This window comes from Tychonema sp. LEGE 07196 (assembly GCF_963890365.1).
Taxonomy (GTDB): Bacteria; Cyanobacteriota; Cyanobacteriia; order Cyanobacteriales; family Microcoleaceae; genus Microcoleus.
The window spans coordinates 1-26,520 of sequence record NZ_CAWPRX010000021.1; the positions used below are offsets into that span (position 1 = coordinate 1).

The following is a 26,520-nucleotide window of genomic DNA, read 5'->3' on the forward strand; positions in this document are numbered from 1 at the left end:
TAGCAGCCCCCCCTTGGTAAGGGGAACCCCCGCCAGCCCCCCCTTGGTAAGGGGGGGTTTGGGGGGGTATAATTTCCTCGCTTAAATCGTGACCTTCTATCAATTCTTGAACGAGATAAAACTCTTGATTTTCTTCAAAGTAAGCAAAAAGTTGGGGAATGCGATCGTGATTTCCCAACTTGTACAAAACCTGTGCTTCAGTATCGAACAAACGTCGGGCTATCTGTAGAGTTTCGGGATCGGTTGCTTGAGGTTTAAGCTGCTTGACGACACAGAGGTGATTGCCTGGTAGCTGTTTATCTTCAGCTAAATAAGTTTGAGCAAATCCGCCGCCTCCCAAGTGACGGATAATGCTGTAGCGCGTGCTGAGTGTGATTCCAAGCATGAGATTTACCTAATATTTCCGAGTCTTTCTCCCCTTTCGGAGTAAAACAGGGGTTGGGGGAAAGGTTTTGTATTTGATTAAGTTTAACTAATTTGCGATCGCCCTTGTGGCACAAAGCTTGTGAAAATACCAGTAGATTCTACCGACAATCGGTAAAATTGTCGGCGAATCATGTTAGCAGTGACATTTCAGATGCGTAGGATGCGGATTGTACACTTTACTTTGATTTAACATGGTTTAGACGCATGGGCTAGAAACCCGGTTTCTACGATTTTTACGAACAATAACGATAATTTTACGAAGAAACCGGGTTTCTGATGTCAGCGCGCGCCAGTTTGATTTTACCTTAAACAGCTTTCAAAATTTCATCATCAACCGAAAAATCTATCTCTGCTTTGTTCCTTCCCGAAACTACATAATCATTCTGAAAAGAATCTTTCAATCCCGAAACTAAGTCAAATTCCGGTTGCCAGTTAAGCTCGGTAACAGCTTTATTAACTGAGGCAAAAAAGTGCTGCACTCGCATCGGAAAAGCTTTCTTTTTACCGAAGTCAAATTGTTTCGGATCGTAGTGTACAATTTTGATAGCATCGGGCGATTTGCCGGCGGCTTGAATGCAGGCGCGGGCTAAACCGTCAAAGGTGACAAATCGATCGCCCGAAACGTTGTAAATTTGCCCTCGAGCCCTTTCATTCCCCAAAACCGCAGCCATCGCCCTCGCCAAATCCTGACAGTGCCCCAACTGCGTGAAGTGCATACCGTTACCCGGAATCGGAATCGGGCGATCGCGCGCAATGCGATCGAAAAACCAAGCCTCCAAATCGTTATAATTTTGAGGCCCATAAATGTAAGTCGGGCGAATCGAAGTCCAAGGCAAACCGGACTCGGCCAAATAATTTTCCGTTTCGCACTTACCCAAATGTCGGCTTTTGGGATCGGTAGCGTCCCCTTCCACATGAGGCATTTGATCCGACTTCAAATAAACCCCCGCAGAGCTCATGTAAACAAAGTGCTGCACCCGCCCTTTAAATATCTCAGCTAAAGGCTTTGTATCGCTCAGTTCCCGACCGTTGTTGTCAAAAACCGCATCAAACTCAAGCGCCGATAACTTTTCTTTCAATTGTTCGACATTGGTGCGATCGCCCAAAATCTGTTGTACGCCCGCAACCGGCACAGGCTTATTGCCCCGGTTAAACAACACCACCTCATGCCCTTGTGCTGCTAAAATCTTAGTAAGATAAACCCCAATAAACCGAGTGCCGCCCATCATCAAAATTCGCATTATTTCCGATGCTCCTTACAGTTAGTTCAAATATTTTACAATAAAATCAGTATCTTGCTTTACTAACAGTTCGCGATCGCATCAAAGCCAAAGAAACCCGGTTTTTAAACCGAATATCCGGGCCGCCACCTCTATATTTTCCCGAGAAATCCGGTTTCTGCGCCTGCGATTAACTCCGATTGCGCGATCGCCCGAAATAAACATACTTTGAAACCCCCTAAAAAAGCCCTATGCAAATTCCCCGGCTGCACCCAGAAACCATCGAAGAAGTCAAACAAAGAGCCGACATAGTAGACGTTATTTCCGGTCGCGTCATCCTGCGGAAACGCGGCAAAGAATTCGTCGGGTTATGTCCCTTTCACGACGAAAAATCTCCCAGTTTTACCGTCAACCAAGCCAAACAAATGTACTATTGTTTCGGCTGTGGCGCAGGAGGAAACGCCTTTAAATTCCTCATGGAATTAGAGAAAAGATCCTTCAGCGAAGTCGTATTAGAACTAGCTAAAAATTATCAAGTACCAGTCAAAACAGTCGAACCAGAACACCGACAAGAATTGCAGCGCCAAATTTCCCTGCGCGAACAACTCTATGAAATCTCAGCACTAACAGCCAACTTTTACGAACACGCCTTGCGGCAAACCCAAGGAGAAGAACCCTTAGCATATCTCAAATCCGATCGCCAACTCAGTGAAGAAACTATCCAACAATTTCAACTAGGTTATGCACCCCAAGGTTGGGAAGCACTTTATAGTTATTTAGTAGAACAAAAAAACTATCCAGCGCAATTAGTAGAACAAGCTGGATTAATTGTACCGCGCAAATCAGGCGGCAGCGGCTATTACGATCGCTTCCGCAACCGCATCATGATTCCCATTCGCGACACCCAAGGCAGAGTCATCGGTTTCGGCGGCAGAGCTCTGGGCGACGAACAACCAAAATACCTCAATTCTCCCGAAACAGAACTTTTTGACAAAGGCAAAACCTTATATGCTCTAGATACAGCCAAAACAGCTATTAGCAAAGCCGATCGCGCGATCGTCGTAGAGGGGTACTTTGATGCGATCGCACTGCACGCCGCAGGCATCTCCAACGCCGTAGCATCCCTCGGCACCGCCCTGAGTTTAAACCAAGTGCGGCAGTTATTGCGGTACACAGACTCCAAACAAATTATCCTCAACTTTGACGCAGACAAAGCAGGAAATCAAGCAGCAGCGCGCGCCATTGGAGAAATAGAAAAACTCGCCTACCAAGGAGAAGTACAACTGCGAGTGCTCAACATTCCCGACGGCAAAGATGCCGACGAATACCTCAAAACCTACTCCCCGCAACAGTATCGAGAATTGCTTGAAAATGCACCATTATGGCTCGACTGGCAACTAAAACAAATGCTAGTAGATCGAGACTTGAAACAAGCAGATACTTACCAGCAAATTACCTCAAAAATCATCAAATTACTAACCAATATTACCGACGACAATCAGCTAACGCATTATTTACAAAAAGGCGCTGAAATCCTCAGTAAAGGAGATTCTCGACTCACCAAAATGCTAACCGAAAACTTACTAAATCAAGTAGTCAGCGATTGGGCAAAGCGGCAAAATCAAGACGAATCTTTGACAATGCCTCTATTGATTAGAAACAAGCTGAGGCCGAACAAACAATATAAAAAGCAGCGCGCCACCGACCAAAACCAAAGCTCAAAACCAGGCTTTTCAGCAGCAGCCCGCAGTCTGTTAGAAGAAGCAGAAGCGCAATTACTGCAGATTTATTTGCACTGTCCCGAATACCGCCAAGAAGTCAGAGAAGCAATAGAAGCTAGAGACGTGCAGTTTAGTCTTTCTCACCACAGATTTTTGTGGCATCAGATTGTGAATACAGAAATATTGCACAAAGCTTCTTTACAAATAGCGCCGTCAGAGTTAGTTTTAAAATTGCAAGATATTTTGATAGAATATCCCACTCAACTCGATCAAATCTCCCATTTATTTCACTTAAATGAGTTTTCCGAAAAAAATGTTTATCGCGCACCTTTAGTAATTAGATCTACCATAGCTTGTATCGAGCAAATTATCAGCATCAAGCGGCGGAAAATTGCACTAGATATGTGGAAAAAAACCGATGCTGCTATCGAATATTACCAACAACTCTGCGCCGAACAAGAATGGATAGAAGAATTAGAGAGGCTGCGTCAAGTTAATTTTTACGATTTAACCTCCGTACCTTGGGCTTGAGGTGAAGGACTAAAGTCCTGACTACAAACCAAGTTCGCAGTCAGGAATTCAGTCCTTTGTACCACAAAATTTTAGTAATCGCAAAACAGGGTTTCGCGAGTATCTCTACCCGTCACCGGATTAGTACCTTTTGCCACTTTACAAAGTTTTTTGATCGTATCGTCTCGCAGCAGTGTCTCAGTAAAATCAGCACCGTCAATGACAGCTCCTTCTAGTCTGGTATTGTAAGCAAAAGCACCCTCAAGGATAGCATTTGTTAAATTTGCGTTCATCATGCGAGCCAAATCCAAAGTTGCACCGCTGAAATTAGCACCTTCTAAATTTGCATCTTCCAGATTGGCGGCAAAAAAGCTGACGCCGCGCAAATCTGCGTTGGTAAAATTGCTGTTGCGAAGATTGGCTTTATTAAAACTGTCGTTAGTCAAAACTTGTCCAGCAAAATCAGCGCCAATGAGGATTTCTTTGTCACGATCCAAGGCGAAAGCAGGTGCGGGCGCGATCGCGATCGCCCCAGCAGCAATTACTGCTAAAATAACAAAACTCAGCAAGAAAGTATAAATATGTTGGCGAATTGTAGAAGTCATACAAATTAAAGCTAATGGGCAGCGATGACAGTTCACAATTGAATTCTAGCAGAAAGCGCGCGCCTGCTGACTCCCATTCTTCCCAATCCCCCAACTCTAGGGATCTGGGCACATTGGGAGAAAACTTAGTCGCCGAGTGGCTGCAGCAGCAAGGTTGGGAAATCTTGCACCGACAGTATCACTGTCGCTGGGGAGAGATTGACATCATCGCCCTTGGAAGAGATGAAGCCAGCTATCAAAACCGAGGCATTCCCCATCGCCAATTCCCAACATTAGCATTTGTCGAGGTCAAAACTCGCCGCCGGGGAAATTGGGATATCGGTGGAATGCTGGCTGTTAGTGCTGCAAAACAAGCCAAACTTTGGCAAACCGCTGAAATATTTTTAAGCACTCGTCCAGATTTAGCAAATAATTCTTGTCGCTTTGATGTCGCCCTCGTCAGGTGCGAACCTTCACGGCAAAATATTAAGCAAATATTACCACTATTAACCGCAGCAAATTCTAAATCCGCCCTTACAGGAAACTACCGGCTTACCCTACAAGAATACATTCGAGCGGCTTTTAGTAACTAGAAATATCCTTAAAAATTACATTACAATTAAAAATTAGCTTGTTACCATGCTCTGCCTGGTAACACAGAACCAGAGGCTATGCCTCCTTTTACCTCACCACTTATAGGACTGTAAGATATGTTTAAGTTATTCAATTTTAGTCACTTAAAAATTACCACTGAAAATTAAAAATTCATGGCAGTTGGTAATTTTAAATTGTTAACTTATCTCTACTGTCCCGCATCTCGATTTCTATCTTTGATGGATATGGAAACCGGGTTAAATCTTTTCCCCATCTCCCCATCTCCTCCCCCGGCTGTGTCGTCACGGTTATATCGATCGGCACAGAAGTCTAGGCGAGAGTTTCCGGGCAATATCCCAGACCCTTGACAAATTGCTGGCGAAACGCTTCAATTTCTTTACGGTCGGGGCTGCCGTGACAAACCACCGCCACCTGGTAGCGGCGCATCACCCCTAGTGGCGACTGTCCTGTTTCCAAACTCCACAGTGCCATTTGCAAGCGAATTTCTGGATCGTAAGGAATCCCGAGTTCGTTCATAAAAGCCCGAAAATCCCCGTGCATTTGGGGAGTTAGATATTGGCTCATTTTTACCTTCACCACCCAGCCGTCAATTTGGTGAATAACAGTGATAAATTGCAAGGGAAGATGACTAGCCGCGCGCAGGTAATCCACCACTCTCAGAGTGAGGCTAGTATTGGCGATGTAGTAGAGGTATTCCATAACTATCCTTCGAGCAAAGCTGATGCTACACCTCTATCCTCGCGGGCTATACCCGCGACCACAAGGGGAAAAGCACCCGACTTTGGATGGGGGTTTTTACCCAATTTGTTACCCAGTTGACAGATCGATCGTACAGGAATTTACCCGATGACAGAGATTGACTGGTCTTTGGACGGCTACGACTACGAACTTCCGCCCGAGTACATTGCCCAAAATCCCGCAGTACCGAGGGATAGTTCTCGCTTGCTGGCTGTAGATTCTCCCAGCAGCTACCAACACCGGATTTTCCGGGATTTGCCCGACTTGTTGGAACCGGGAGACTTGCTGGTACTCAATAACACCCGCGTGTTGCCGGCGAGGCTCTACGGGCACAAACCCAACGGCCCGGCTGTGGAGATATTGTTGATGGAAGAACGGCAGCACAACTGCTGGCTGGCTTTGGTTAAACCCGGGAAACGCTTAAAGTTGGGAGCAAAAATTGAGTTCGATCCGCACTGTAATGACTCCGCAGCAGCAGGCCCTTGTTGTTGCCTTCCCCACGGGGATGACCTCGCGAGGCGATTGACTGCGACAGTTATAGAGAGGGACGAGGCAACCGGGGGACGGCTGTTGGAGTTTGACATCCCCACAGATGCGACTCTGGCGAAGTTTTTTGACGAATACGGCTACGTACCCCTGCCGCCCTACATCGACAACTCCCAAGCTGCGCCGGAACAGTATCAGACTGTGTATGCCGATCGGCCGGGGGCAGTGGCAGCCCCCACAGCCGGCTTGCACTTCACCGAAGAATTGTTCAGCCGCTTGAAGCAGCGGGGCATCGAAAAAACTTTTGTTACCCTCCACGTCGGGGTAGGAACATTTCGCCCGGTGGAGGTGGAAGACGTGACGACTCACCAAATGCACAACGAATGGGTGGAAGTATCCGCCGCTACTGTGGAGAAAATCCGCGAAACTAAAGCTAGAGGCGGGCGGATTTTTGCCGTAGGTACAACAGCAGTGCGAGCTTTAGAGGGAGCGGCCGCCGCGAGCGGCGATTTTTCGTTGCAGCCTTTTTGCGGCCCGACAAATCTGTTTATTTATCCGGGCTACAAGTGGCGGGTTGTAGACGGGATAATTACTAATTTTCACTTGCCGCGCTCTACTTTGATGATGATGGTAAGCGCGATGATTGGAAGACCTCGGCTGTTGGATTTGTACCTAAGAGCGATCGAGCATCGGTACCGCTTTTATTCCTTTGGCGATGCCATGCTGATCTTGCCGGCCGCAAAGAAGGATTAACTCATATCTGACCGAAGAAATGAGTCTCAAGCCCCGTCCTTCTAGGACGGCTTGTGCTTTCGATGTGAGTCGTCTAAACAACCCGCCCAACTTTGCCGTCGATATTGCTTAGTCTTAAGCAAGAAACCGAGCCTGAAGCAGATGTAATACCATTTTTCTAAAGATGTGCTACGCATGAAGTCTTAGCCCCCCCGAAATGGCGGGGGGGTTGGGGGGGTAATATCTAGCGCTACTTTATTCCATTGGTATAAGGCAATGGCAGAGTCAAACCTTGAATGCACTGATACACGAATTAAATTGCAACAGAAGTTGATTTGAGTCGGCATGGGGCATCGGCACGACTCTAACCGGGGAGCTTATGTCAGACTACTGCGGTAGCACATCGCTGTGAACCGTCAAAAATCACCGCTCCTTCAGGATGGTGAGTATGTCAAACCATTCTCAACTTTTCCTTGAGGGGCGGGCCATCCGCGGCTACCCCACAACCCAATTTATGTGTTGTGGGACAGCCATCGGGCCTGTTAACCGAGAATGGTGCAAAATATCAGAAATGCCAGTTGTTAATTTTTAGTCGCTTTACTCTTCCTCCTCCTCTTCATTGCCGGGATACACGAAGCTGTTGGAACGTCCAGTCAGAACCGATTTGCCTAGGGACAGAGCTTTCTGAGCTGCCACAGTAGCTTTGCGCTTCCATGTGGCCTTACGCATATTCTTTTTGGATTTGGAGGTTTTCTTCTTAGGGACTGCCATGACGCTAAATACTTTGAGATTGTATAGACAAACAAACATTCTAGCCGATTTTGCCTTGCTCGCTTGCTCGACTCTGTAACAACAAATGTTTCATTAGTAGGGTGCGTCAGCCGCTAGCTTCTCCAACACCACGCCAAATCCCCCGGCTGGCGCACTCGCAGCAGCCAAATTCCCGTAGGGTGCGTCAGCCGTTAGCTTCTCCAACAACACGCCAAATCCCCCGGCTGACGCACCCTACACTTAAATCTCCCCCTGTTTGCTGCTTAGAGTTCGTGAAAGTGGTAGAGCACGACGCCAGTAACTGGGTCGTTCTCAATGCTCACATAACCGGTTTTGAGCATGGCGGTGAAAGCTTCTTCCACTTCGGCAAAAGTAGCGCCGGTTGCCATCACGCCTTGGGTAACAGATAATCTGCCGTTCCTGCTATAAGCAGCCCTCAGCAGTTTAATCCCTAACTGTTCGGAGGTTTGCTTGGTGTATGTCGAGGCGATCGCCCCGCTGGTGGAAGATATCGGTATACCTTGGGGAGATACGCCGAGTTTGCCCCTGAGACTGGCATTGTGTTCGTCCACCATTTTCGGTAGCAGCAGCAAGTCAAACAATTGCCCGAACCCAAACAAGCCAAAGGTACACAGCCACAGCAAACCCGTGCCAATCTTGCCGTTGTAGAGACGGTGGAGTCCGAAGGGGCCGAAAAAACAAGCAGCCCATAACAGGTAACTAACACCTAAATTGCTCATTTTATGACCGTCCTGTCTGGTTATTCTAATAATTGGAGTCCCTTTATACATTTTGTACTTTCTATCTGGCGTTTGAACAGTTTGACACCAGCGGATATTTGTGCATTGTCCGAAGTTATGGGTTATTTACTACCAATTCCCCATGCTCCATGCCCCATGCTCCATGCCCCATGCTCCATGCCCATAAGTAATTGTGCGTAGCAATTCTTAACGCCAACAACATATTTTCGGGGTCGAGAACTTGGTACACTGGAGGGCGTGGAAATTACACCAGCTTTGAGTTGGATTCCACGCGGTTCGGGCTACCGGTGCTGGCCAAACTAACCGAGAGCGATCGACCTCACCCGCCCGACACCCGAAACAAGCAAGTTGTTATAAGCAAAAAATCCAATAAACATATGGTAGATTCTCTCAAAAAACCCGCTTTTGCTCAACAGCAAGAAGGGAAAACTCCAGCCAAAGAAACTATTCTCACGCCGAGATTTTACACAACAGACTTTGACGAGATGGCCAAAATGGACATCTCGGTAAATGAAGCCGAACTCGAAGCAATTATCAAAGAGTTCCGCGTTGATTACAACAAAACCCACTTCGTGCGGGATGCCGAGTTCGATCAATCTTGGGAACATATCGACGGCGAAAAGCGCAAGTTGTTCATTGAATTCCTCGAACGCTCTTGCACCGCTGAGTTTTCTGGCTTCTTGCTCTACAAAGAATTAGCACGCAAGCTCAAAGACAAAAACCCGGTACTCGCCGAAGGTTTCTTGCTGATGTCCCGCGATGAAGCGCGGCACGCCGGATTCCTAAATAAAGCGCTGTCGGACTTTGGTTTGTCCCTAGATTTGGGTTTCTTGACAAAGAGCCGCAGTTACACATTCTTTAAGCCGAAGTTTATTTTCTACGCCACTTACTTATCCGAAAAAATCGGTTATTGGCGCTACATCACGATTTACCAACACTTGAAAGCGCATCCTGAAGACCAGATTTATCCAATTTTCCGATTCTTTGAAAATTGGTGCCAGGATGAAAACCGCCACGGAGATTTCTTCGATGCGGTGATGAGAGCTCAGCCTCAAATGTTGAACGATTGGCGCGCTAAGCTGTGGTGCCGTTTCTTCTTGCTGTCGGTATTCGCGACAATGTATCTCAATGATATCCAGCGCAGTGGTTTTTATCGATCGCTCGGACTCGATGCTCGCGAATACGACATTGAAGTGATCAAAAAAACCAACGAAACAGCAGGCCGCGTATTCCCCGTCATGCTGGACGTGAACAATCCAGAATTTTACGAACGGTTGGATGTTTGTCTCCAAAACAATCAGCAGTTGACCGCAATTGTTGCTTCTGAAACTCCAAAATTCTTGCAATTCTTCCAAAAATTACCTCTGTATTTGTCGAACGGCTGGCAGTTGTTGAAACTGTATTTGATGAAGACGATCGAATCGCCTTCTGTTCAAGGTGCAGTGCGTTAAGTTTTGATTTTTCATCCTCTATTACGGCGGTTCTGCAACAAGCGGAGCCGCTTTTTTTTGGTATGATGTGAAATTAGTTTAAATGGGCCGCATTTCAAATTCAATTCAGAAACTTGATGAAGCAGTTAATTGTGAGATGAAAAGTGAGTAATACGAGTACCGCAAGACGCAACTATTTTGAACTAGAAGATATTCAAAGGTAATGAAGAGAATGGCAGTAGAAACGTAAAAAAATATTTTTAGCAACTTGGTAATTTTTACGCTATTCTCAATTCTGAACTCAGTATTTTAAAATTAAGGCTCTCAAATCTAAGATATTCCGGTGCACTTTATGCAAGCAAACAAAAAACAATTCAACAGATATACTGTAATTTTTTACCTAGGAATGTTCGCCGTATTCCTCCTATCCTTAACTCTCCGATTTTGGCAATTAGAGCGATTTAACACTCTAGTATTTGACGAGGTTTATTACGCTAAATTTGCCAACGATTATCTCACCAAAACTCCTTTTTTCAACGCTCACCCGCCCCTGAGCCAATACATAATTGCGATCGGAATTGCGATCGGCACTCACCTGCCCTTCGGAAAAACCGCCGTCAACGGCCTAACAGGCTCAATGCTTTCCCCTTGGGATTATCGCTGGCTAAATGCTCTCACAGGTTCCTTTATTCCCTTAGTTGTCGGAGCCCTCGCCTATCAGCTCCTTCGCCGCCGCACCTTTGCTTTTTTGGCGGCTTTATTTATCGCCTGCGACGGTTTATTTTTAGTTGAATCTCGCTACGCACTCAATAACATTTATCTAGTTTTATTCGGAATACTTGGTCAATTATTTCTGCTCAAAACCGTAGAAGCTGAAGGCAAAAAGCGCTTGCTTTGGCTAGTGTTAGCTGGGATAGGATTCGGTGCATCTGCCGCTGTCAAATGGAACGGATTGTGGTTTTTGTTTGGGGCTTATCTGATTTTAATCTGCGCTTGGGCCGTGCGTTTAATTCAGGGAAACAGAGGAAATGAAGAACCAATCAGCGATATAAATTCCGCTCTGCTTCCGCCCGAAAGTCCAGTACAAAAATTGACTCAGCTAACTTTTGTGGAAGTATGCTGGAGTCTAGCTGTAATTCCTATTTTAGTTTACAGCATCTGCTGGATTCCTCACCTGCATCTCAATCCAACTCCCAATTTCTGGCAGATGCAAACGGAAATTTTGACTTATCACGAACGCATTAAAAGTGGCCCTAGCGTGCATCCTTACTGTTCTACGTGGTACAGTTGGCCTTTGATGCTCCGGCCCATAGTTTACTTCTACAAAACTGCTAGCAACAATGGACAACCCGATCCGGTTTTGCCACCTTTACCCAGCGGTGCAACTGAGACGATTTTTGACGTTCACGCGATGGGAAATCCTTTCCTTTGGTGGTTTTCCACTTTAGCTTTAATATTAGTAGCAGGAGTTTTAATTCACCGGATTGTGGTGTGGTTTCAAACGCGCCAAGTGGCTTCTGTTGACAGCCTCGAACAGCAGCAGCCGATTTTGTTTCCGCCGACGGCCCAAATGTGGATGTTGTTATATTTGATAGTTAATTGGGCTGCTAATTTGCTGCCTTGGATGAAGGTGAGTCGCTGCGTATTTTTGTATCATTATATGGGCTGTTCTGTGTTTGGAGCCTTAACACTTGCTTGGTGGGTTGACAGGTGGCTGCACAGCCCTCAAACTCGACTCCGAGGGATGGGGGTAACAATTGTTTTTCTGGTTTTGGCTGCTTTTATTTTCTGGATGCCTATCTATTTGGGACTACCTTTGTCGCAGGGGGAATGGAATCTTCGGATGTGGCTTCGTTCTTGGGTTTAAGTTAGAAATAATTCCTAACAAAGGTCTAAGATGTAATACCATTTCTCTAAAATCATGCAATACTCTCCGACCCCCCCTAGCCCCCCTTAGCAAGGGGGGGGACAAGAATACTGTTGCATTATTTTTTGAAATTGGTATAAGTTATAACATTTATAACGGTTCTCAAGCTTGGTGAGGTATGCGGCATCCTTGCACTCCTGCCTATGCCCTATACCCACGGCGGCCTATGCCCACGGCGGCCTATGCCCTATCCCCTATGCCCTATCCCCACTCCTAGCACCTCATGTTACGCTCGAAAGGCTATATAACAAAGGTGAGTTTGCAAATGCGAGCATTATTTTTGATACAGTGCTCGATAAACTGGTTCGCCCCGTTTTTGAGTAGCAATTTCTCTTTCCGTAGCAACGGGTAGGGGATTTTCTGCTAGCCATTCCCCGCCATTTTGACGCTGAAAACTAGGGTGAGATGAAAAGCGATCGCACATTTCGACTTCTACTTCCTCAATATCCGATTGAATAAACACTTCACCGCCAACAGCCAGATAAGTAGCCAACTCGCTGACTAATTCCTGCTGTACTACCCGCCGTTTGTGGTGCTTTTTCTTGAACCACGGATCGGGAAATTGAATGCTGACTCGCTGCAAAATACCAGCGGGCAAAGTTTCTAAAATTGGCTTCATGGAACTATTCGCATTGCAAAACAAATAGTGCAAATTTGTCAAGCCTTTTTCATCGCGCCACAGATTCGCCTCATCTACCAGAGGTTCCCGAATTTCTAATCCCAGAAAATTCCAATCTGTTTGGATTTGCGCCATGTGCCACAAAAACCTTCCTCTACCGCAGCCGATATCTAGATGCAGCGGTAAATTTAAGTCGGCATAGATTTTAGTCCAATCTGGGGGACTTGCGGATGCTTGATATCTAATTGATAGGGGATTGACGTGTTCCCGAACTCTAACTCTTGCCAATTTTGCTGTCTCCTGAATGTGATTTTTAATTGCCGATCGAGGCAGATTAACGCGGATTAACGCAGATGAATTTAGAAATAAAAAATCCTAACACTACGATTTTTTATTTCTAAATTATTGTATTATGATTCTGGTTCTATTCCTGCTGCTCTTAATTGCGCGGCTAGTCGATCGGCCCGCTGTTGAACATTTGCTTTTTCCTGCCTTTCTCTTTCTACCATTTCTGCTCCCCACAATAACATCTGTCCGCTTTCATCCCACCACCGCAACCAATATCCGGTTCTTTCGGCTTTTGTTCCTTGCCAAACACCTAGAAATAACCCAACTCCGGCAATCCAATAATGATTGTTTAGATCGGGTTGCTGTACTTGATACTTTCCTGATGAATCCAACTGGTAGATTTCTAGCAATCCAGTAGCAGGTTCAAAAATTGCATAGATTGGTACTCGCAATACTTGTTCGTAAAAATACCATTTGCCGGGGGGATAAGTTGGTTTGCTAGAGTATTCGTCGCAGGGAGTAGCTGACAAAAACTCCATCACGATCGCCGGAATGTCTCCTTCTAAGTTGGGAGTGTAACTGCGGCGAATTTCTTTACTCTCAAGCGTTTGTACGTTGCGGGCATAAAACCAATCTGGAGCTTTGATAACTAGCTTGCTATCTACTGTCGCACAAATTCCCATGTTGGGGGCAACTAATATTCCTGTTACAATTAGCCCTGCGATTTCTAAGATTTCGCGCAAGGCCGCAGCGAGCAAGGGTTGGTCGATATTTTCCACAGGTTCCTCGTCTAAAATGAAGTCTTCTGGCAATTTTTCCCAGGTAATTTTTAAGTCGGCTGTACTGGCTGTCACGGTATTTTACCTCTTACTGAGACTGCTGGAGTGCGGTTTGCAATACTTGCTGGTGAAAGAGCGATCGCCCTACAATAAATTTTATCCTTTCTGGCGATAGTGCGTCGCCGTTGGCGTAGTGTTCGATCCAGGTTTTGCTGATTAAATAGGGATCTTCGGGCAATTCTGATAATACATATCCCGGCATTTCTAACTCATCCATCAATTGAGTTACTTTGGGATCGTAGCTGAGGGCAAAACAGCGGCATTCTTCCGATGCTGCCATAATTAAACTGTGGTAGCGCATCCCGATCGCCATTTCGACTCCCCGGAATAGTCCTTTCAATTTTCTCGGATCGTCTAAACTAAGTATCTCACTTCGTTTCGGCAGAGCTTCGTGCAAATGCTTGGCAATTTCTAAGTCGCGAGATGCTTGAAAAGGTAGCAGTAAAATTAAGGTTCTGGTTGCTTTTTGAAAGTCAACTAAAGCTTGAGTTAGAATTGACAATCTGGCGGGAGTTAATGTAGGATGGGAACGCAAACAAACTGCAACTCTGGGCGCTGGTAAATTCCACAAACCGGAGACGGGGGAATTTTCTAAAGCCCACACGGGATCGGGCGCTAAAGTGAACGGAATTTGCCAATCTGCAAGTAAGGTAGCTGAGCCTTTATCCCGCACGCTGACGGCGGTGCATCCAGCAAAACAACGCTGAGATAATTTGCGGGTAATCTCTCGATTTAAAGGCCCAATTCCCTGGGCCCAAGCAACTGTTTTTAAGCCCATTTGTTGCGCTAGTCCCATTAAACCCCCATAATAGAAAGGGCTGATCGTGCTGGTAGCGTCTTGCATTAAACTGCCGCCTCCCCAGATTAGCGCGTCGGAGGTGCGGAGTGCTTCGAGAACTTGAAACGCATTCATCCGATCGCGCGCAGCTACCCCGTACCGCTGATTTGTCTCGACAGGATTGCCAGACAGGACGATCGGCGTCACGCCATCTGGTAACATTTGCAGTAGCGATGCCAACAGCGCCTCGTCGCCACCGTTGCCTTTACCGTAATAGCCGCACAAAATTGCTCGCATTTCTACTCTTGGTTTATAATGGGGAATCTAAGTATTACAATATCTAATTGTTGCGGTCGATCCGTAAAATATTTTAACAGTTAACAGTCAACAGTTAACAGTCTTAAACAAATAAATACATATTTTATCTTCCCCGTTCTCTGTTATTTTAGAATACAAAAAATGCACGTTTTGTCAATTCCTACCTGGATTATTCACATCTCTAGCGTCGTCGAGTGGATTGCGGCCATCTGGTTAATTTGGACTTACGGCGAAGTCACTCAAAACCGAGCTTGGTGGGCCCTTTCCGCCGGAATGCTGCCCGCCTTAGTCAGCGCCATGTGTGCTTGCACTTGGCACTATTTTGACAACTCCCCAGCCCTAGAATGGATCGTTACCCTGCAAGCGGCGATGACTCTCATCGGCAATTTTACTCTGTGGGCGGCGGCTTGGTGGATTTGGCGATCGGCTCAACCAGCAGAGAAAATCCAAGATTAAAAGAGGTGTCAAGTCAATGAAAAATAGCACTTTTTGGGCAACATTTACAACAATTTCCCTCGTGTTAGCAGGCGGATTATTGCAGGATAGCAAAGCCAGCAATATTTTCCAAGAAATCGCCCAACAGCCTAACTGTAAAACTCCTCAAACCACGCTAGACATGAATATGTGTTCTAGTCAAGAGTTCAAAGCAGCAGACACCAAACTCAATCAATTATATCAGCAACTTCGGGCTAAAATCAACAGCAAACAGCAGCAAAGATTGACGGTTGCACAGCGTAGTTGGCTCAAGTTTCGCGATGAAAGTTGCAGCTATGAAGCCGGACACTTTGAAGGCGGTACTTTGGCTTCTTCTACCTACGTTTATTGCAGAGCCAGAGTCACCCAGCAGCGCGTTAAAGATTTAGAAGATTATTTGAAACAAGCAAATTTGTAAGCAAATCTACAGAATTAGCTATTAAATTACCGACTTCTTCTGTGAGATGTTGCAACTGTGGTAAAAATCGGTTTTTCGATCTAAAATATAGCATTCAAACCTATATATTTCGTTCAAAAAACCAGTTTTTGTACGTTGCCGATGCTGTAAAATAAAAAATCAATTTATCTTTCTCAACGGCAATAGTGTACAATCGAAAGTCTAAAAACTAAAAGCTAAAATCTCAAATCGCCATGTCCTTCGTTGGTTTGCACATTCACAGCGATTACAGCCTCCTAGATGGCGCTTCTCAGCTACAGCAGCTCGCCGAACGGGCGGTGGAATTAGGGATGCCCGCGATCGCCCTTACGGACCACGGAGTGATGTACGGCGCGATCGAACTCATCAAAGTTTGCCGAAATAAAAATATCAAGCCCATCATTGGCAACGAAATGTACGTCGTCAACGGCGACATAGAAGTCAAAGTTAGAGGTAGAAGAAAATACCATCAAGTTGTCTTAGCCAAAAATACCCAAGGCTATAAAAACCTCGTCAAACTCACCACAATTTCCCACTTAAAGGGAATGCCAGAACGAGGTATTTTTGCCCGCCCCTGCATCAACAAAGACCTACTCAAACAATACTCCGAAGGTTTAATTGTCACCAGTGCTTGTTTGGGTGGCGAAGTTCCCCAAATGATTCTACAAAACAAGCTAGATACAGCGCGCGAAGTTGCCAAATGGTATAAAGAAGTATTTGGGGATGACTACTATATAGAAATTCAAGACCACGGTTCCCAAGAAGACCGGATGGTGAATGTGGAAATCGTCAAAATTGCCCGCGAATTCAATATAAAAATAATCGCCACTAACGATTCTCACTATATTTCTTGCAACGACGTAGAAGCCCACGATGCTTTGCTTTGCATCAACACCAACAAACTGATTGAAGAAGACAAGCGAATGCGCTACAGCGGCACAGAATATCTTAAGTCCGCTGACGAGATGGCGCAACTGTTTCGAGACCATTTGGACGACGAAACCATCAAAGAGGCGATCGAAACTACATTAGAAGTCGCAAACAAAGTATCAAGATACGAGCTAACAGGAGAAGCTCGGATTCCCACAATTCCAATTCCCCCAGAACATACCGCCGATACCTATGTAGAAGAAATATCTTGGCTAGGACTATTAGAACGCCTCAAAAGCCGCACCAGAAACGAAATCCCCCCAGTCTACAAACAAAGACTAGAATATGAGCTAAAAATGATTCAGCAGATGGGTTTCTCTGAATATTTTTTAGTCGTTTGGGACTACATGAAATATGCCAGAGACAACAATATTCCCGTCGGGCCAGGACGTGGTTCTGCGGCGGGTTCTTTAGTTGCTTACGTCCTCAACATTACCAACATAGACCCCGTACACCACGGATTGCTGTTCGAGAGATTTCTCAATCCCGAACGTAAATCTATGCCAGATATCGATAGCGATTTCTGCATAGAAAGACGCGACGATATGATTAAATATGTCACGGAAAAATATGGTACAGACCGCGTAGCACAAATTATTACTTTCAACAGAATGACATCAAAAGCTGTCTTGAAAGATGTTGCTAGAGTGCTAGGAATTCCCTACAAAAAAGCCGACGAAATGGCAAAAATGATTCCCGTGTCGCGGGGGAAACCGGAAAAACTCAAAGTGATGATTTCCGAGGGAACACCGGCACAGGATTTTAAAGACAACTACGAAAATACAATTTGCATAAATGCAGAAACTGGCACAGAAGTTCCAGTGCGTCAGTGGATTGACATGGCAATTCGCATTGAAGGAACTAACAAAACCTATGGCGTTCACGCGGCCGGTGTGGTCATTTCTTCCCAACCCCTTGATGAAATTGTACCGTTGCAAAAGAATGACAATGGTGCTGTGATCACCCAATATTTCATGGAAGACTTGGAATTTTTGGGGTTGCTGAAGATGGATTTTCTGGGACTTAAAAATTTAACAACTCTCCAAAAAACAGTCGAGTACGTTAAGCAAACGCAAGATATAACTATCGATGCCGAAGCCTTACCTTCTGATATAGAACGCAGAGCTCAAGAGACATTTACTAGGAACAACAAGTTGCCCGGTGATGTAGCAAAAACTTATCAACTCTTAGAAAAAGGGGATTTGGAAGGTATTTTTCAGCTAGAATCTTCTGGGATGCTGGATGTAGTAAAAAAAATCAAACCTTCCTGTCTGGATGATATTTCTTCTATTCTGGCGCTTTATCGTCCCGGCCCGCTGGATGCTGGTTTGATTCCACAATTTATCGATCGCAAACACGGTAGAGAGGTGGTTAAATATGACCATCCGCTGTTAGAACCAATTTTAAAAGAAACCTATGGAACGCTTTGTTTCCAAGAGCAAATTATGCGGATGGCTCAAGATTTGGCGGGCTATTCTTTAGGTCAAGCTGACTTGCTGCGCCGCGCAATGGGCAAGAAGAAGGCTGATGAAATGCAGAAGCAAAAGGAAACATTTATTGATGGGGCAACTAAGAATGGTGTCACTCAAAGAGTTGCCGAAGAGTTGTTCGGGCAAATGCTACAATTCGCCGAATATTGCTTTAATAAATCCCATTCAATGGCCTATGCCTATATCACTTACCAAACTGCTTATTTAAAGGCAAATTTTCCTGTAGAATACATGGCTGCACTGCTGACTGCTAACAGCGGCGATCAGGAGAAGGTACAGAGATATATTGCTAATTGTCTCAAGCTGAAGATTGACGTTGAGCCACCTGATATTAATAGCTCTGAACTTATTTTTACGCCGCTTCCTATAGAGATGACAAAGGCCGAAAGACATAAAATTTTGTTTGGAATTTCGGCGGTTAAAAATGTGGGTGAGGGGGCTATTGAAAATATTTTGGAGGCGCGCCAAGAAGGGGGGCATTTTAAGTCGCTGCCGGATTTGTGCGATCGCGTAAATCTACATTCTGTCAACCGCCGCGCCCTAGAAGCCTTAATTCAGTGCGGTGCTTTTGACAAAATCGATCCCAACCGCCAGCAATTGGTAAACGACCTCGAAGGGGTGATGAAATGGGCTCAAGACCGCAAGAAAGACCGGGAAAGTGGTCAAGGTAATCTGTTTGACTTGTTAGGTGGGAATAGCTTTGGGAACTCGGCGAATAAATTTGAGTCTGCACCAAAATCAAAGACTGTCAAAGATTTTGATACACAGGAAAAATTGCGTTTAGAAAAAGAATTGCTGGGTTTTTATGTATCAGAACATCCCCTCAAGTTTCTGCTTGAATCTAATCAAGATCCAGATGTTGTGACTCTGGCACAGTTGGCGGAGAAAAAAGGGAAAGTTTCGGTTATTGTCACGATCAGCGCTATCAAACTTGTAGTGACAAAAAAGGGCGATGCGATGGCAATTTTGCAATTAGAAGATTTGACTAATCAAATCAAAGCTGTTGTATTTCCCAAGGCTTACGAACAAGTGAAACCTTACATTGTAGATAATGCGATTTTGCTAATTGGTGGAAAAATAGAGAAAGATGGCGAAGAAATTCAGATAATTGTAGACACTGCAAAGCCTGTAGAAAATTCACAAGTTGCAGAGGAAATCGAGGTAGCCCAACCGGAAATACAAAATTCTTGGGCGAGGGAATCGGAAACACAAAGTTCTTGGGCGGCGCAACCGGAAAGACAAAATTATTTGGCGACGGAACCGGTTAACTTTGCCCGATCGACAAAACCTGTGGAAGTTATAGAAATGGTGATTGTCAAGTTTACACCGCAGCAAGTACAAGATGCAGAAAAACTCAATTCTCTCAAAGCTCTTTTGGAAGAACTTTCCGATCGCCGAGAGGATGCTAGGGCTTCTGTGGGCGGAATTGTTGTAGGTAAATATTGCTGTCAGCCGCTTCGGATTAACCCTAAGTTGTGGGTACAAGATGGCGATGGTGCTGTTAGCCGCCTCAAGTCTGCGGGATTTGATGCTTGGGTTTTTCCTCTCGACAATCGCGGAGATGCTGCGGTGTTTCGAGAAGTGCGATCGCAAGTTAACATACATTCTTGGGCCAGTCGTTTACTTGACGCGGATGTCGATCGCATTTCCCAGTATCTCAACTATCTCGCCCAACTAAACAAACGCCCGCCAAACTAACACCTCGTCGCCATCTCCACCGGTGACTAAAGTTTGACCATCAGGACTAAAAGCCACCGGATTGCACCCAACCAAACTGCACAAACATACGCCTGTTTGCAAGTTCCACAGTTTAACCGTACCATCTCGGCTGCCGCTAGCGACAATAGAGCGATCGGGACTAATCGCCACCGAAATAACCGCGTCAGAATGCCCGTTCAAAGTATTAATTAATTCCCCTGTATCGACATTCCACAATTTTAGCGTAGCGTCCGCACTACCGCTGACAATCGTCTTGCCATCTTGACTAAAGGCGATCGCATAAACCCAATCCGAATGACCCACAAAAGTCCGTACACTCTCCGCAATACCTACACGCCAAATCTTAATAGTGTTGTCCGCACTACCGCTCGCCAGAATCATACTTTGAGGGCGGAAACTCACAGATAAAACCTTGTCAGAATGTCCCGAAAGTTTTTGCACCAAGGCTCCGTTGTGCTGGTTCCACAGTTTAATACTCTTGTCGCCGCTAGCACTCGCAATTGCGCCTCCATCACAGCTAAAAGCCACCGAATACACCGAGCCGTACCGGTGACTGTAGGGCGAACCGTAATCGCTGTAAAACTCGCGAATCATCGCCTTTTTATCCAGCTTCCACTCAATAACTTTTCTGTCAAAACTGCCGCTAACCAGCATTCTCCCGTCGGGGCTGATAGCCACAGCATCAACCGTTGCAGAATGGCCAAAAAAAGTATGAATCAATTCACCTGTGTGCAGGTTCCACAGCTTAATTGTTTTATCGTCGCTGGCGCTAGCAATAATATTGCCTTGAGGATTAATTACAACAGCATTAACCGAGCCTGAATGACCGTGAAGAATGCAGGCGCAGCGCCAGTTACGAGACAATAATTTCTGGTTGCTAGGGGCAGCAGTTGCAACGTGAATCTTGTGGAGCGGCGCGACAGAGACAGCGGTCGATCTATTTTGCTGCAAGTTCGTTACTGCCGAATTGATAGCTATTTTGGGTCGATAATTATAAGCGATTTGAGAGCGGGGATATTGCCCAAAATGTACTAGGTCTTGCAGCACTTCAGCAGCGGATTGATATCGCTCTCTTACTGAATCTTTGAGCAATTTGTTTAAAATACTTGTTAATTTTTTGCTGACTTTGATGCCTTTTTGCGCTAAGTGCGATCGCCAAATCCACTTGCATTCCAAAGCATCAAACAAATCATTCAGCACCGCCCCAGTCAGCAGGTGAATGCACGTAACGCCCAAACTGTAAAGGTCGCTCGCCGGATAAGCCTTGCCGCTGCGAATTTGTTCGATCGGCGCATAGCCAGCAGTTCCAGTTATCGTACCAGTTTTCGCCTCAGAAATGACGCTAATCTGCTTAGCTACCCCAAAATCTACCAGCACAAACTGACCGCCCCTCGCCGCACCCTGTACAGCAGCAGATTCAGGCATAATTATCCCTTTTTTGCCTTTCGCGGCAGTCGAGCCGCAATATCGGGCAGCCCTGAGATTTTGGGGATTTCTCCGCAGAATATTTTCCGGCTTAATATCCCGATGAATCACCTGCTGCTCGTGAACAAACTGCAAAACAGGCAACAAATTAATCAACAATTCCCAAATCTGTTCCTCACTAAAAGCTCCCCGCTGCTGCAACTCCTGAAACAAATTATTTCCCTCAATTAACTCTTCCACAAGATACAGATGTGTTCCTTGTTCAAGAGAAGCCAACAAACTTGGAATTTGTGGGTGTTCTCCGAGTTCGTACAGCCGCTGAGCTTCTTGTTTAAACAGTGCAGTTGCCTTTTCTAATTCTGCCTTTTCTTGAACCTGCGGAAAAAATTGTTTGATGGCGCAGCGAGTTTTTAACCTATCTTCATCGACAGCTAAAAAAGTTCTGCCAAATGTTCCTTCACCGATAGGTTGAAGGGCGCGGTAACGCTCTTTCAGCAGCAATTTTGAGCCGCACGCCAGACAAAACTTGCTTGAGTCAGGATTTTGCGGCTTCTGGCAATGGGGATTGAGGCAATAGCTCATCTTTTTTCCTGCCTGGAGAGTCCCACCACGGCTAAACTTAGCAAATATGGTAGTCTGTTTCAACTCATGCCACGAGATTAAAGTCAATCGTACCTGACTAATCGGGTTAATCGACCCAAAATCTAGCATCTCAGGTTGAGTCAGTAACTAGAAGTGCTTGAGGTGAGTTTTTATATATTCTAATACTTTCCTAAAATTTTGCAGGGCAAACCGATCGCCAACACAAACATCTGTGTTTTGCATTTGAGCGAGCACCTCAATAGCTCGCGTATTGTACAACTCGCTCTGAGAGACAGCACTATATATAGCCTTTTTCACTCTCAATGAGGTACAGGTTCAGATTTTAGATTCTTCGACTTCGCAAGCGAACAAGTTTTAGATTTTAGATTTTAGATTGAGGAATTGAGGAATTGAGAGAGTGATAAGTGCTATAGAAGTTTCCCCAAAGAATGCAGCGGCAGAATAACTTCCTAACCCTTAATTCATCAGCCCTTTGCAATTTTTCAATCTCAAACTTGTCCCATCGCGAAGTCGAAGTATCTAAAATGGTATTAACCGCAACTATTTTCTCCCTCTACAATAGACTCTTGCTTTTCGCTCTCATTCTGTGAAGATGCTTTTGCTTTAATCACCGCTTCCCGAAAGCCTAAAACCAGTAAAATATTGGCAAGTGTCAAGAATAATTCCGCAGAACCGTGCAGCCAATCGACATTTGCTAGTGACTCGTTGTAGGCAACTTTTGCATAAATTGCGGCGGGAATAGTCACAGCCACAAACACCAGAGTCCCGTAAAACCCTATCAAAGCTAAGCGAGGTGTTTTTCCCGAGCGAGTCAAAAACCAGAGAAATCCCAAGTAGGGAAATAGAGACAGTACAAATAAAGTTTCTTTGGAAATCATTAGTAATTGTTTGTTCAGTTGAATATTGATAGTTTATATCATGTACCGTCGATAGAGCGCAATCAACAAGGTTCGTAATGCGGACACCATGACGCACGCGCGATCCGTTTTTATTGTGGTAATCGACCGGATACGGACAGATGAGGGCGACTTACCTGCAATGCAGAGAATGGTCGCAATCAATAGTGTTTTTTAAATTTATCCCTAAAAGGGAGAGGCTTTCAATCAATTCTTTTTGGTGATGAGCCAGATATTGCGATCGAATTAAAAATTATTCACAATAATTTTTAATTTTTCATCTTTAACTTGACCAGCCCAAAAACCGATACCGTGCTGCATACGACGGTCGTGAATCTTCCCAAATTTTAGACTCAAGTTCCCGACTTGGTGATTCGCGGCGCTGCAAGTAAATCTCTCATTCTTCAATTCTTTAATCTAAAATATACTGACAGATCGACCCGTTGCTCTAGAACTGCTATATACTCACCCAAGCTCCTAGCTGAAAACCAAAGTTGCAGCAGGTCGTCAGTATTCAAAACCCTTCACCTACGCGAAGACAAAACCCGTAACTCTTCCCCTAACACCGTTTTTAGCATAACACATCTTCAATTGTTCCAATTTTTTAATTGTCCCTCTACCCAACTACCCAGCAATTAAAAGCCGATACATATCCAAACTTTTTGCTCTGCTAGGAATCAAGCAAGGATCGTTCAAGACTTCTAAATCCAAGCTTGGTTTTCTATCTGCTGCAATAATTTCCTTGAGCTTAGCATCAAAATCAAAACTCGGGCCGCAATCCCAAATTTTTAGTTCCAAGTGTCCGTCAAACACGGTAATTTCTAGTTGAACTGGAGTTTCTACTGGCAGATTTTTGTGAGCGTGGCGAACTGCATTAATAAAACCTTCAGCTAAAGCTAACTGAAGCTGGAACCAAACTTCATTGGGTAGCGATAAATCTTTTAATTGCTCAAACCAATCCATAACTATAGTTAAAGCATTGACCTCTGTGTTGACTTGCAGGCTCATGTGTTGAACTGAAGTTTCGCAAAGCTCTGCTTCCTGGTCTGTTTCATTCTGCCAATCCCATCTATTTAATAAATTCATTAATCCATCTAAAGCTTTAGGATTTTTTTTATTTGGCTCTTTGTTGCGACCTTCTACTTCGTAACTTTTGCTGAGTGACAAACAATTTTGACCGTCGAGAGTCCGGGTGTAGCTTAACTCGTCTGCAATCTGCCACATCAGTTTAATGCCTCTGCCACTTTCTGCCAGTTCGTCTATGTTGTTCAACATTTATTTTCCCTGTGTAAAAGTATTAATTTTTAGCGATTTTGTGACCGATCGAGCCAAATTGTTGTATTTTATACTTGCTTGCTCGGTATTATTTCGCGCTCACACCAGAATGCTATCTTTTTTATAGAACGTAAGGCATCAGCAATATGTCTTAAGAGTCTAAGCCAATTGGCTTATTTACCGATCGCCTGTACGGAGAAAGTTCGCCCCCCCGAGCAAAATCTTGCTGCCGCGAGTACCAATATTTATGCAATGCCCCCCGCCAGCTATTTATCCGAGCCGTCGCCAGCTCAAAAATGCAAGGCATTCAGCGCCCGCACAGCTACGCTCCTTTGGAAGTTGCAAGGGAGTGTAGCTGTGCGCGAGCTCATCCTAAAAGCCTAAGTAATATCCGCAAGTGCGATCGCGCCGACCAATCTTACACCCTCAGCACACTAAACTAGGACTGGCACCAACAACCCGGCTTCTGTGAGAAATATTGGGTTTGACAGCGCCAAATCAACCGATAAACCCTATTTTTAGCCCGCGCGTCATTCTAGCAGACGACTCGGCGCGCGATCTCCAAGACTTACCAGACTTGGGCAAAGCCAAAGATAGTCTGTTATGTTCCAGGGAGAAAGAGATAAGCTGTTGTGCATCCCAATTGTGTATGGTGATTGAGGGGGAAAGGGACTATAACGGCTTGCTTCGGCTCCCTTCGGCTTCGCGAGCGGGTAAAGACGGGTAGAAGGGGAGAGGGGGAAAAGACTTTTGATCGATCGTCGAAATATACAATTTAAATGCACAACAGCTTAGAAGGTGAAAGAGGGAAAAAGAAAAAGGATTTGACAACGTTTGATTGGGAATTGAAATATACAATTTAAATGCGCTACACCTTATGACCAAAATCAAACTGACAATTCTAGCAGCTATATTACTACTTCCATTTTGTGCAGCCGTTCCCTTACAAGCTCAAAATCTGTCTTTAGTCAAGCGGCTGCTAGCAACCAGAGGATGTCCCGGATGCGACTTATTTGGTGCTTCCTTGAGCCGTGCAGATTTGTTCGGCGCTTCCTTGAGCGGTGCCACTCTCAGCAGAGCCGACTTAGTTGATGCCGACTTAACTGCGGCTGATTTAATTGAAGCTAATTTGAACAACGCCAACATGAGAAATGCCTTTTTGGCCTACGCTGACCTCAGCAAATCCGACATGAGCAGGGCCGACATCAGGGGAGCAAGCTTAGAAAATGCCAACCTTAGCAATAGTTCTCTCCAAGAAGCATCCCTCATGATGGCTAACTTAAAATGCAGTAATTTGAGCGCCGCTAAACTAAGTCGAACCGACCTGAGAAATGCTGATTTAAGTGGTGCAAATCTCAGCGGTGCCAACCTCCAAGAAGCCGATTTAAGTGGTGCAAATCTCAGCGGTGCCGACCTCAGAGCCGCCGATTTAACTGATGCGAGATTGAACAAAACTAATCTCACAGATGCTAATCTTTGCGGCGCAAAGATGCCGAATCGAAAGACTTCTCGGAGAGGCTGCGAAATTAATCAACCACAACCGATTGTTACAAACAATTACTGTAATTACTGCTATCCTATCAAGGATTGGTGGCTGAATGTTTTAAGGTTGAATTAAGCGGTAAAATCTCTAGATATTCCTTTTTCCTGATTGGCGATCGCGCTTGCCAACCCAGAAACCGGGTTTCTTGCTATATTTATTGTTACCAAACCTAAAATTATAAGACACCCGGTTTTTCGCCCCCCATGCGCCGCTAACTATTACCAACTCAACTGGTGCGCCGTGCATACCCTACAATAACTAGAATCACTGTTAGCGCCAACAACTTTTATCTATTTTGGAATATCCCAAAATTGGCTTAATCTTTGCAGATATTCTGCGCCGCCGATTTCTGCAACATTATTGTGCCCTCCATCTGGAACCATGTAAAGCTGTTTGGGCTCTGGTGCTGCATCAAACAGTTTTTTGCTCATTTGGGCTGGAACTACAGTATCGGCAGTCCCGTGAATAAATAGCACCGGCATTTGCAGGCGATCGACTTTTGATAGAGAATCAAACCGCTGAGTCAGCAAAAAATCGATTGGAAACATCCAAAACAGCCGTTGTCGGAAATCCACCATTTCCCGCACCGAAGTAAAAGAACCCTCCACAATTAACCCCGCCGCCTCCGGGTGGCGCACTGCCAGATCGATCGCAATTGCCCCTCCCAAAGAATGCCCGTAGATATAAATTTGATTCGGGTGAATCCCGCGCTGTTTCACCAAATAATCCCAAGCAAATTCAGCATCCTCATACACCCCAGATTCGCTCGGAAAATCGCCCTGGCTTTTTCCATAACCGCGATAATCGATCGCAAATACCGACACACCCAACCGATGAAATCGATTAGCGTGTTCGAGATTTGCTCCTACATTTGAACCATTACCGTGCAGGTACAAAACTACCCCCCCTAACCCCCCCTTGTTAAGGGGGGGAACCGGAACGGCTTCTCTTACCCCCCCCCTTAAC

General features: G+C 45.2%; 22 protein-coding genes. 9 read left to right on the forward strand and 13 right to left on the reverse strand.

The features are described from left to right. Both AACV78_RS03005 and AACV78_RS03010 read right to left on the reverse strand, forming a co-directional pair. On the reverse strand, positions 1-385 hold a 385-nt coding region (locus AACV78_RS03005), incomplete at its 3' end, for a protein kinase domain-containing protein (RefSeq protein ID WP_228042576.1). 346 nt (positions 386-731) lie between these two features. Next, positions 732-1,667, reverse strand: a complete 936-nt coding sequence (locus tag AACV78_RS03010) for an NAD-dependent epimerase/dehydratase family protein (RefSeq protein WP_194012875.1) — start codon at positions 1,665-1,667, stop codon at positions 732-734. Positions 1,668-1,897: 230 nt separating this feature from the next. On the opposite strand from AACV78_RS03010, the gene dnaG reads away from it, so the two are divergent. Next, on the forward strand, positions 1,898-3,898 hold the full coding sequence (dnaG, locus tag AACV78_RS03015) for a DNA primase (protein WP_194012874.1): 2,001 nt from the start codon (positions 1,898-1,900) through the stop codon (positions 3,896-3,898). A 71-nt stretch (positions 3,899-3,969) separates the two neighbouring features. On the opposite strand, the gene AACV78_RS03020 is transcribed toward dnaG, so the two are convergent. Then, positions 3,970-4,482 (reverse strand): pentapeptide repeat-containing protein, encoded by a 513-nt coding sequence (locus tag AACV78_RS03020; RefSeq protein ID WP_194012873.1) that lies wholly within the window; start codon positions 4,480-4,482, stop codon positions 3,970-3,972. A gap of 14 nt (positions 4,483-4,496) precedes the next feature. Here AACV78_RS03020 and AACV78_RS03025 point away from each other — a divergent pair, with 14 nt between their 5' ends. Then, entirely contained in the window at positions 4,497-5,054 is a 558-nt protein-coding gene (locus AACV78_RS03025; protein ID WP_194012872.1) for a YraN family protein, read from the forward strand. Between the two features lie 331 nt (positions 5,055-5,385). On the opposite strand, the gene AACV78_RS03030 is transcribed toward AACV78_RS03025, so the two are convergent. Beyond that, complete coding sequence (locus AACV78_RS03030) at positions 5,386-5,775, reverse strand: hypothetical protein (RefSeq protein ID WP_194012871.1); 390 nt, start codon at positions 5,773-5,775, stop codon at positions 5,386-5,388. Between the two features lie 147 nt (positions 5,776-5,922). Between AACV78_RS03030 and queA the strand changes: the two genes are divergently transcribed. Then, complete coding sequence (queA, locus tag AACV78_RS03035) at positions 5,923-7,053, forward strand: tRNA preQ1(34) S-adenosylmethionine ribosyltransferase-isomerase QueA (RefSeq protein WP_194012870.1); 1,131 nt, start codon at positions 5,923-5,925, stop codon at positions 7,051-7,053. A gap of 576 nt (positions 7,054-7,629) precedes the next feature. Here the strand turns inward: queA and rpmF are convergent. Then, a complete protein-coding gene (gene rpmF, locus AACV78_RS03040) occupies positions 7,630-7,803 on the reverse strand; it encodes a 50S ribosomal protein L32 (protein WP_194011875.1) in 174 nt (57 codons plus the stop codon). Between the two features lie 263 nt (positions 7,804-8,066). Beyond that, positions 8,067-8,543 (reverse strand): TM2 domain-containing protein, encoded by a 477-nt coding sequence (locus AACV78_RS03045; protein ID WP_194011862.1) that lies wholly within the window; start codon positions 8,541-8,543, stop codon positions 8,067-8,069. Positions 8,544-8,941: 398 nt separating this feature from the next. Here AACV78_RS03045 and acsF point away from each other — a divergent pair, with 398 nt between their 5' ends. Together acsF and AACV78_RS03055 are read left to right on the forward strand one after the other, a co-directional pair. Further along, on the forward strand, positions 8,942-10,015 hold the full coding sequence (acsF, locus tag AACV78_RS03050) for a magnesium-protoporphyrin IX monomethyl ester (oxidative) cyclase (RefSeq protein WP_194011863.1): 1,074 nt from the start codon (positions 8,942-8,944) through the stop codon (positions 10,013-10,015). 331 nt (positions 10,016-10,346) lie between these two features. Then, positions 10,347-11,861, forward strand: coding sequence for a dolichyl-phosphate-mannose--protein mannosyltransferase (locus AACV78_RS03055; RefSeq protein ID WP_194011864.1), 1,515 nt, complete (start codon positions 10,347-10,349; stop codon positions 11,859-11,861). A 334-nt stretch (positions 11,862-12,195) separates the two neighbouring features. Here AACV78_RS03055 and trmB read toward each other — a convergent pair whose 3' ends face one another. The 3 genes from trmB to csaB all read right to left on the reverse strand — a co-directional run bounded on the left by trmB (position 12,196) and on the right by csaB (position 14,742). Continuing rightward, positions 12,196-12,828: a tRNA (guanosine(46)-N7)-methyltransferase TrmB gene (gene trmB / locus AACV78_RS03060; protein ID WP_194011865.1), complete on the reverse strand. Its 633-nt coding sequence runs from the start codon at positions 12,826-12,828 to the stop codon at positions 12,196-12,198. Between the two features lie 122 nt (positions 12,829-12,950). Continuing rightward, positions 12,951-13,682, reverse strand: a complete 732-nt coding sequence (locus AACV78_RS03065; protein ID WP_194011866.1) for a Uma2 family endonuclease — start codon at positions 13,680-13,682, stop codon at positions 12,951-12,953. 13 nt (positions 13,683-13,695) lie between these two features. Then, positions 13,696-14,742 carry a polysaccharide pyruvyl transferase CsaB gene (gene csaB, locus AACV78_RS03070; RefSeq protein ID WP_194011867.1) on the reverse strand — a complete coding sequence of 349 codons (1,047 nt, stop codon included), beginning with the start codon at positions 14,740-14,742 and terminating at the stop codon, positions 13,696-13,698. 162 nt (positions 14,743-14,904) lie between these two features. Here csaB and AACV78_RS03075 point away from each other — a divergent pair, with 162 nt between their 5' ends. The 3 genes from AACV78_RS03075 (at position 14,905) to AACV78_RS03085 (ending at position 19,791) form a co-directional block, all read left to right on the forward strand. Further along, on the forward strand, positions 14,905-15,219 hold the full coding sequence (locus tag AACV78_RS03075) for a DUF2499 domain-containing protein (protein WP_194011868.1): 315 nt from the start codon (positions 14,905-14,907) through the stop codon (positions 15,217-15,219). Between the two features lie 16 nt (positions 15,220-15,235). After that, the gene (locus tag AACV78_RS03080; RefSeq protein WP_194011869.1) at positions 15,236-15,655 is read left to right on the forward strand and encodes a lysozyme inhibitor LprI family protein; all 420 of its coding nucleotides are present in this window, start codon (positions 15,236-15,238) and stop codon (positions 15,653-15,655) included. 233 nt (positions 15,656-15,888) lie between these two features. Next, positions 15,889-19,791, forward strand: a complete 3,903-nt coding sequence (locus tag AACV78_RS03085) for a DNA polymerase III subunit alpha (RefSeq protein WP_194011870.1) — start codon at positions 15,889-15,891, stop codon at positions 19,789-19,791. On the opposite strand, the gene AACV78_RS03090 is transcribed toward AACV78_RS03085, so the two are convergent. The 3 genes from AACV78_RS03090 to AACV78_RS03100 form a co-directional block, all read right to left on the reverse strand. Beyond that, a complete protein-coding gene (locus AACV78_RS03090) occupies positions 19,768-21,819 on the reverse strand; it encodes a WD40 repeat domain-containing serine/threonine-protein kinase (protein ID WP_194011871.1) in 2,052 nt (683 codons plus the stop codon). The genes AACV78_RS03085 and AACV78_RS03090 overlap by 24 nt on opposite strands. 551 nt (positions 21,820-22,370) lie before the next feature. After that, positions 22,371-22,718: a DUF3593 domain-containing protein gene (locus AACV78_RS03095; protein WP_194011872.1), complete on the reverse strand. Its 348-nt coding sequence runs from the start codon at positions 22,716-22,718 to the stop codon at positions 22,371-22,373. Positions 22,719-23,360: 642 nt separating this feature from the next. Beyond that, positions 23,361-24,011 carry an ATP-binding protein gene (locus tag AACV78_RS03100; protein ID WP_194011873.1) on the reverse strand — a complete coding sequence of 217 codons (651 nt, stop codon included), beginning with the start codon at positions 24,009-24,011 and terminating at the stop codon, positions 23,361-23,363. Between the two features lie 877 nt (positions 24,012-24,888). Between AACV78_RS03100 and AACV78_RS03105 the strand changes: the two genes are divergently transcribed. Beyond that, the gene (locus tag AACV78_RS03105; RefSeq protein WP_194011874.1) at positions 24,889-25,629 is read left to right on the forward strand and encodes a pentapeptide repeat-containing protein; all 741 of its coding nucleotides are present in this window, start codon (positions 24,889-24,891) and stop codon (positions 25,627-25,629) included. 215 nt (positions 25,630-25,844) lie between these two features. On the opposite strand, the gene AACV78_RS03110 is transcribed toward AACV78_RS03105, so the two are convergent. Continuing rightward, positions 25,845-26,520: alpha/beta hydrolase (locus AACV78_RS03110; protein WP_194074376.1), on the reverse strand; the 676-nt coding region annotated here is incomplete at its 5' end.

Excerpts from the sequence above, each read along its gene's own strand:
- AACV78_RS03010 (WP_194012875.1), bottom strand. The coding sequence starts at position 1,667 with ATGCGAATTTTGATGATGGGCGGCACTCGGTTTATTGGGGTTTATCTT.
- dnaG (WP_194012874.1), top strand. The coding sequence starts at position 1,898 with ATGCAAATTCCCCGGCTGCACCCAGAAACCATCGAAGAAGTCAAACAA.
- AACV78_RS03020 (WP_194012873.1), bottom strand. The coding sequence starts at position 4,482 with ATGACTTCTACAATTCGCCAACATATTTATACTTTCTTGCTGAGTTTT.
- AACV78_RS03025 (WP_194012872.1), top strand. The coding sequence starts at position 4,497 with ATGGGCAGCGATGACAGTTCACAATTGAATTCTAGCAGAAAGCGCGCG.
- AACV78_RS03030 (WP_194012871.1), bottom strand. The coding sequence starts at position 5,775 with ATGGAATACCTCTACTACATCGCCAATACTAGCCTCACTCTGAGAGTG.
- queA (WP_194012870.1), top strand. The coding sequence starts at position 5,923 with ATGACAGAGATTGACTGGTCTTTGGACGGCTACGACTACGAACTTCCG.
- rpmF (WP_194011875.1), bottom strand. The coding sequence starts at position 7,803 with ATGGCAGTCCCTAAGAAGAAAACCTCCAAATCCAAAAAGAATATGCGT.
- AACV78_RS03045 (WP_194011862.1), bottom strand. The coding sequence starts at position 8,543 with ATGAGCAATTTAGGTGTTAGTTACCTGTTATGGGCTGCTTGTTTTTTC.
- acsF (WP_194011863.1), top strand. The coding sequence starts at position 8,942 with ATGGTAGATTCTCTCAAAAAACCCGCTTTTGCTCAACAGCAAGAAGGG.
- AACV78_RS03055 (WP_194011864.1), top strand. The coding sequence starts at position 10,347 with ATGCAAGCAAACAAAAAACAATTCAACAGATATACTGTAATTTTTTAC.
- csaB (WP_194011867.1), bottom strand. The coding sequence starts at position 14,742 with ATGCGAGCAATTTTGTGCGGCTATTACGGTAAAGGCAACGGTGGCGAC.
- AACV78_RS03075 (WP_194011868.1), top strand. The coding sequence starts at position 14,905 with ATGCACGTTTTGTCAATTCCTACCTGGATTATTCACATCTCTAGCGTC.
- AACV78_RS03080 (WP_194011869.1), top strand. The coding sequence starts at position 15,236 with ATGAAAAATAGCACTTTTTGGGCAACATTTACAACAATTTCCCTCGTG.
- AACV78_RS03085 (WP_194011870.1), top strand. The coding sequence starts at position 15,889 with ATGTCCTTCGTTGGTTTGCACATTCACAGCGATTACAGCCTCCTAGAT.
- AACV78_RS03090 (WP_194011871.1), bottom strand. The coding sequence starts at position 21,819 with ATGAGCTATTGCCTCAATCCCCATTGCCAGAAGCCGCAAAATCCTGAC.
- AACV78_RS03095 (WP_194011872.1), bottom strand. The coding sequence starts at position 22,718 with ATGATTTCCAAAGAAACTTTATTTGTACTGTCTCTATTTCCCTACTTG.
- AACV78_RS03100 (WP_194011873.1), bottom strand. The coding sequence starts at position 24,011 with ATGTTGAACAACATAGACGAACTGGCAGAAAGTGGCAGAGGCATTAAA.
- AACV78_RS03105 (WP_194011874.1), top strand. The coding sequence starts at position 24,889 with ATGACCAAAATCAAACTGACAATTCTAGCAGCTATATTACTACTTCCA.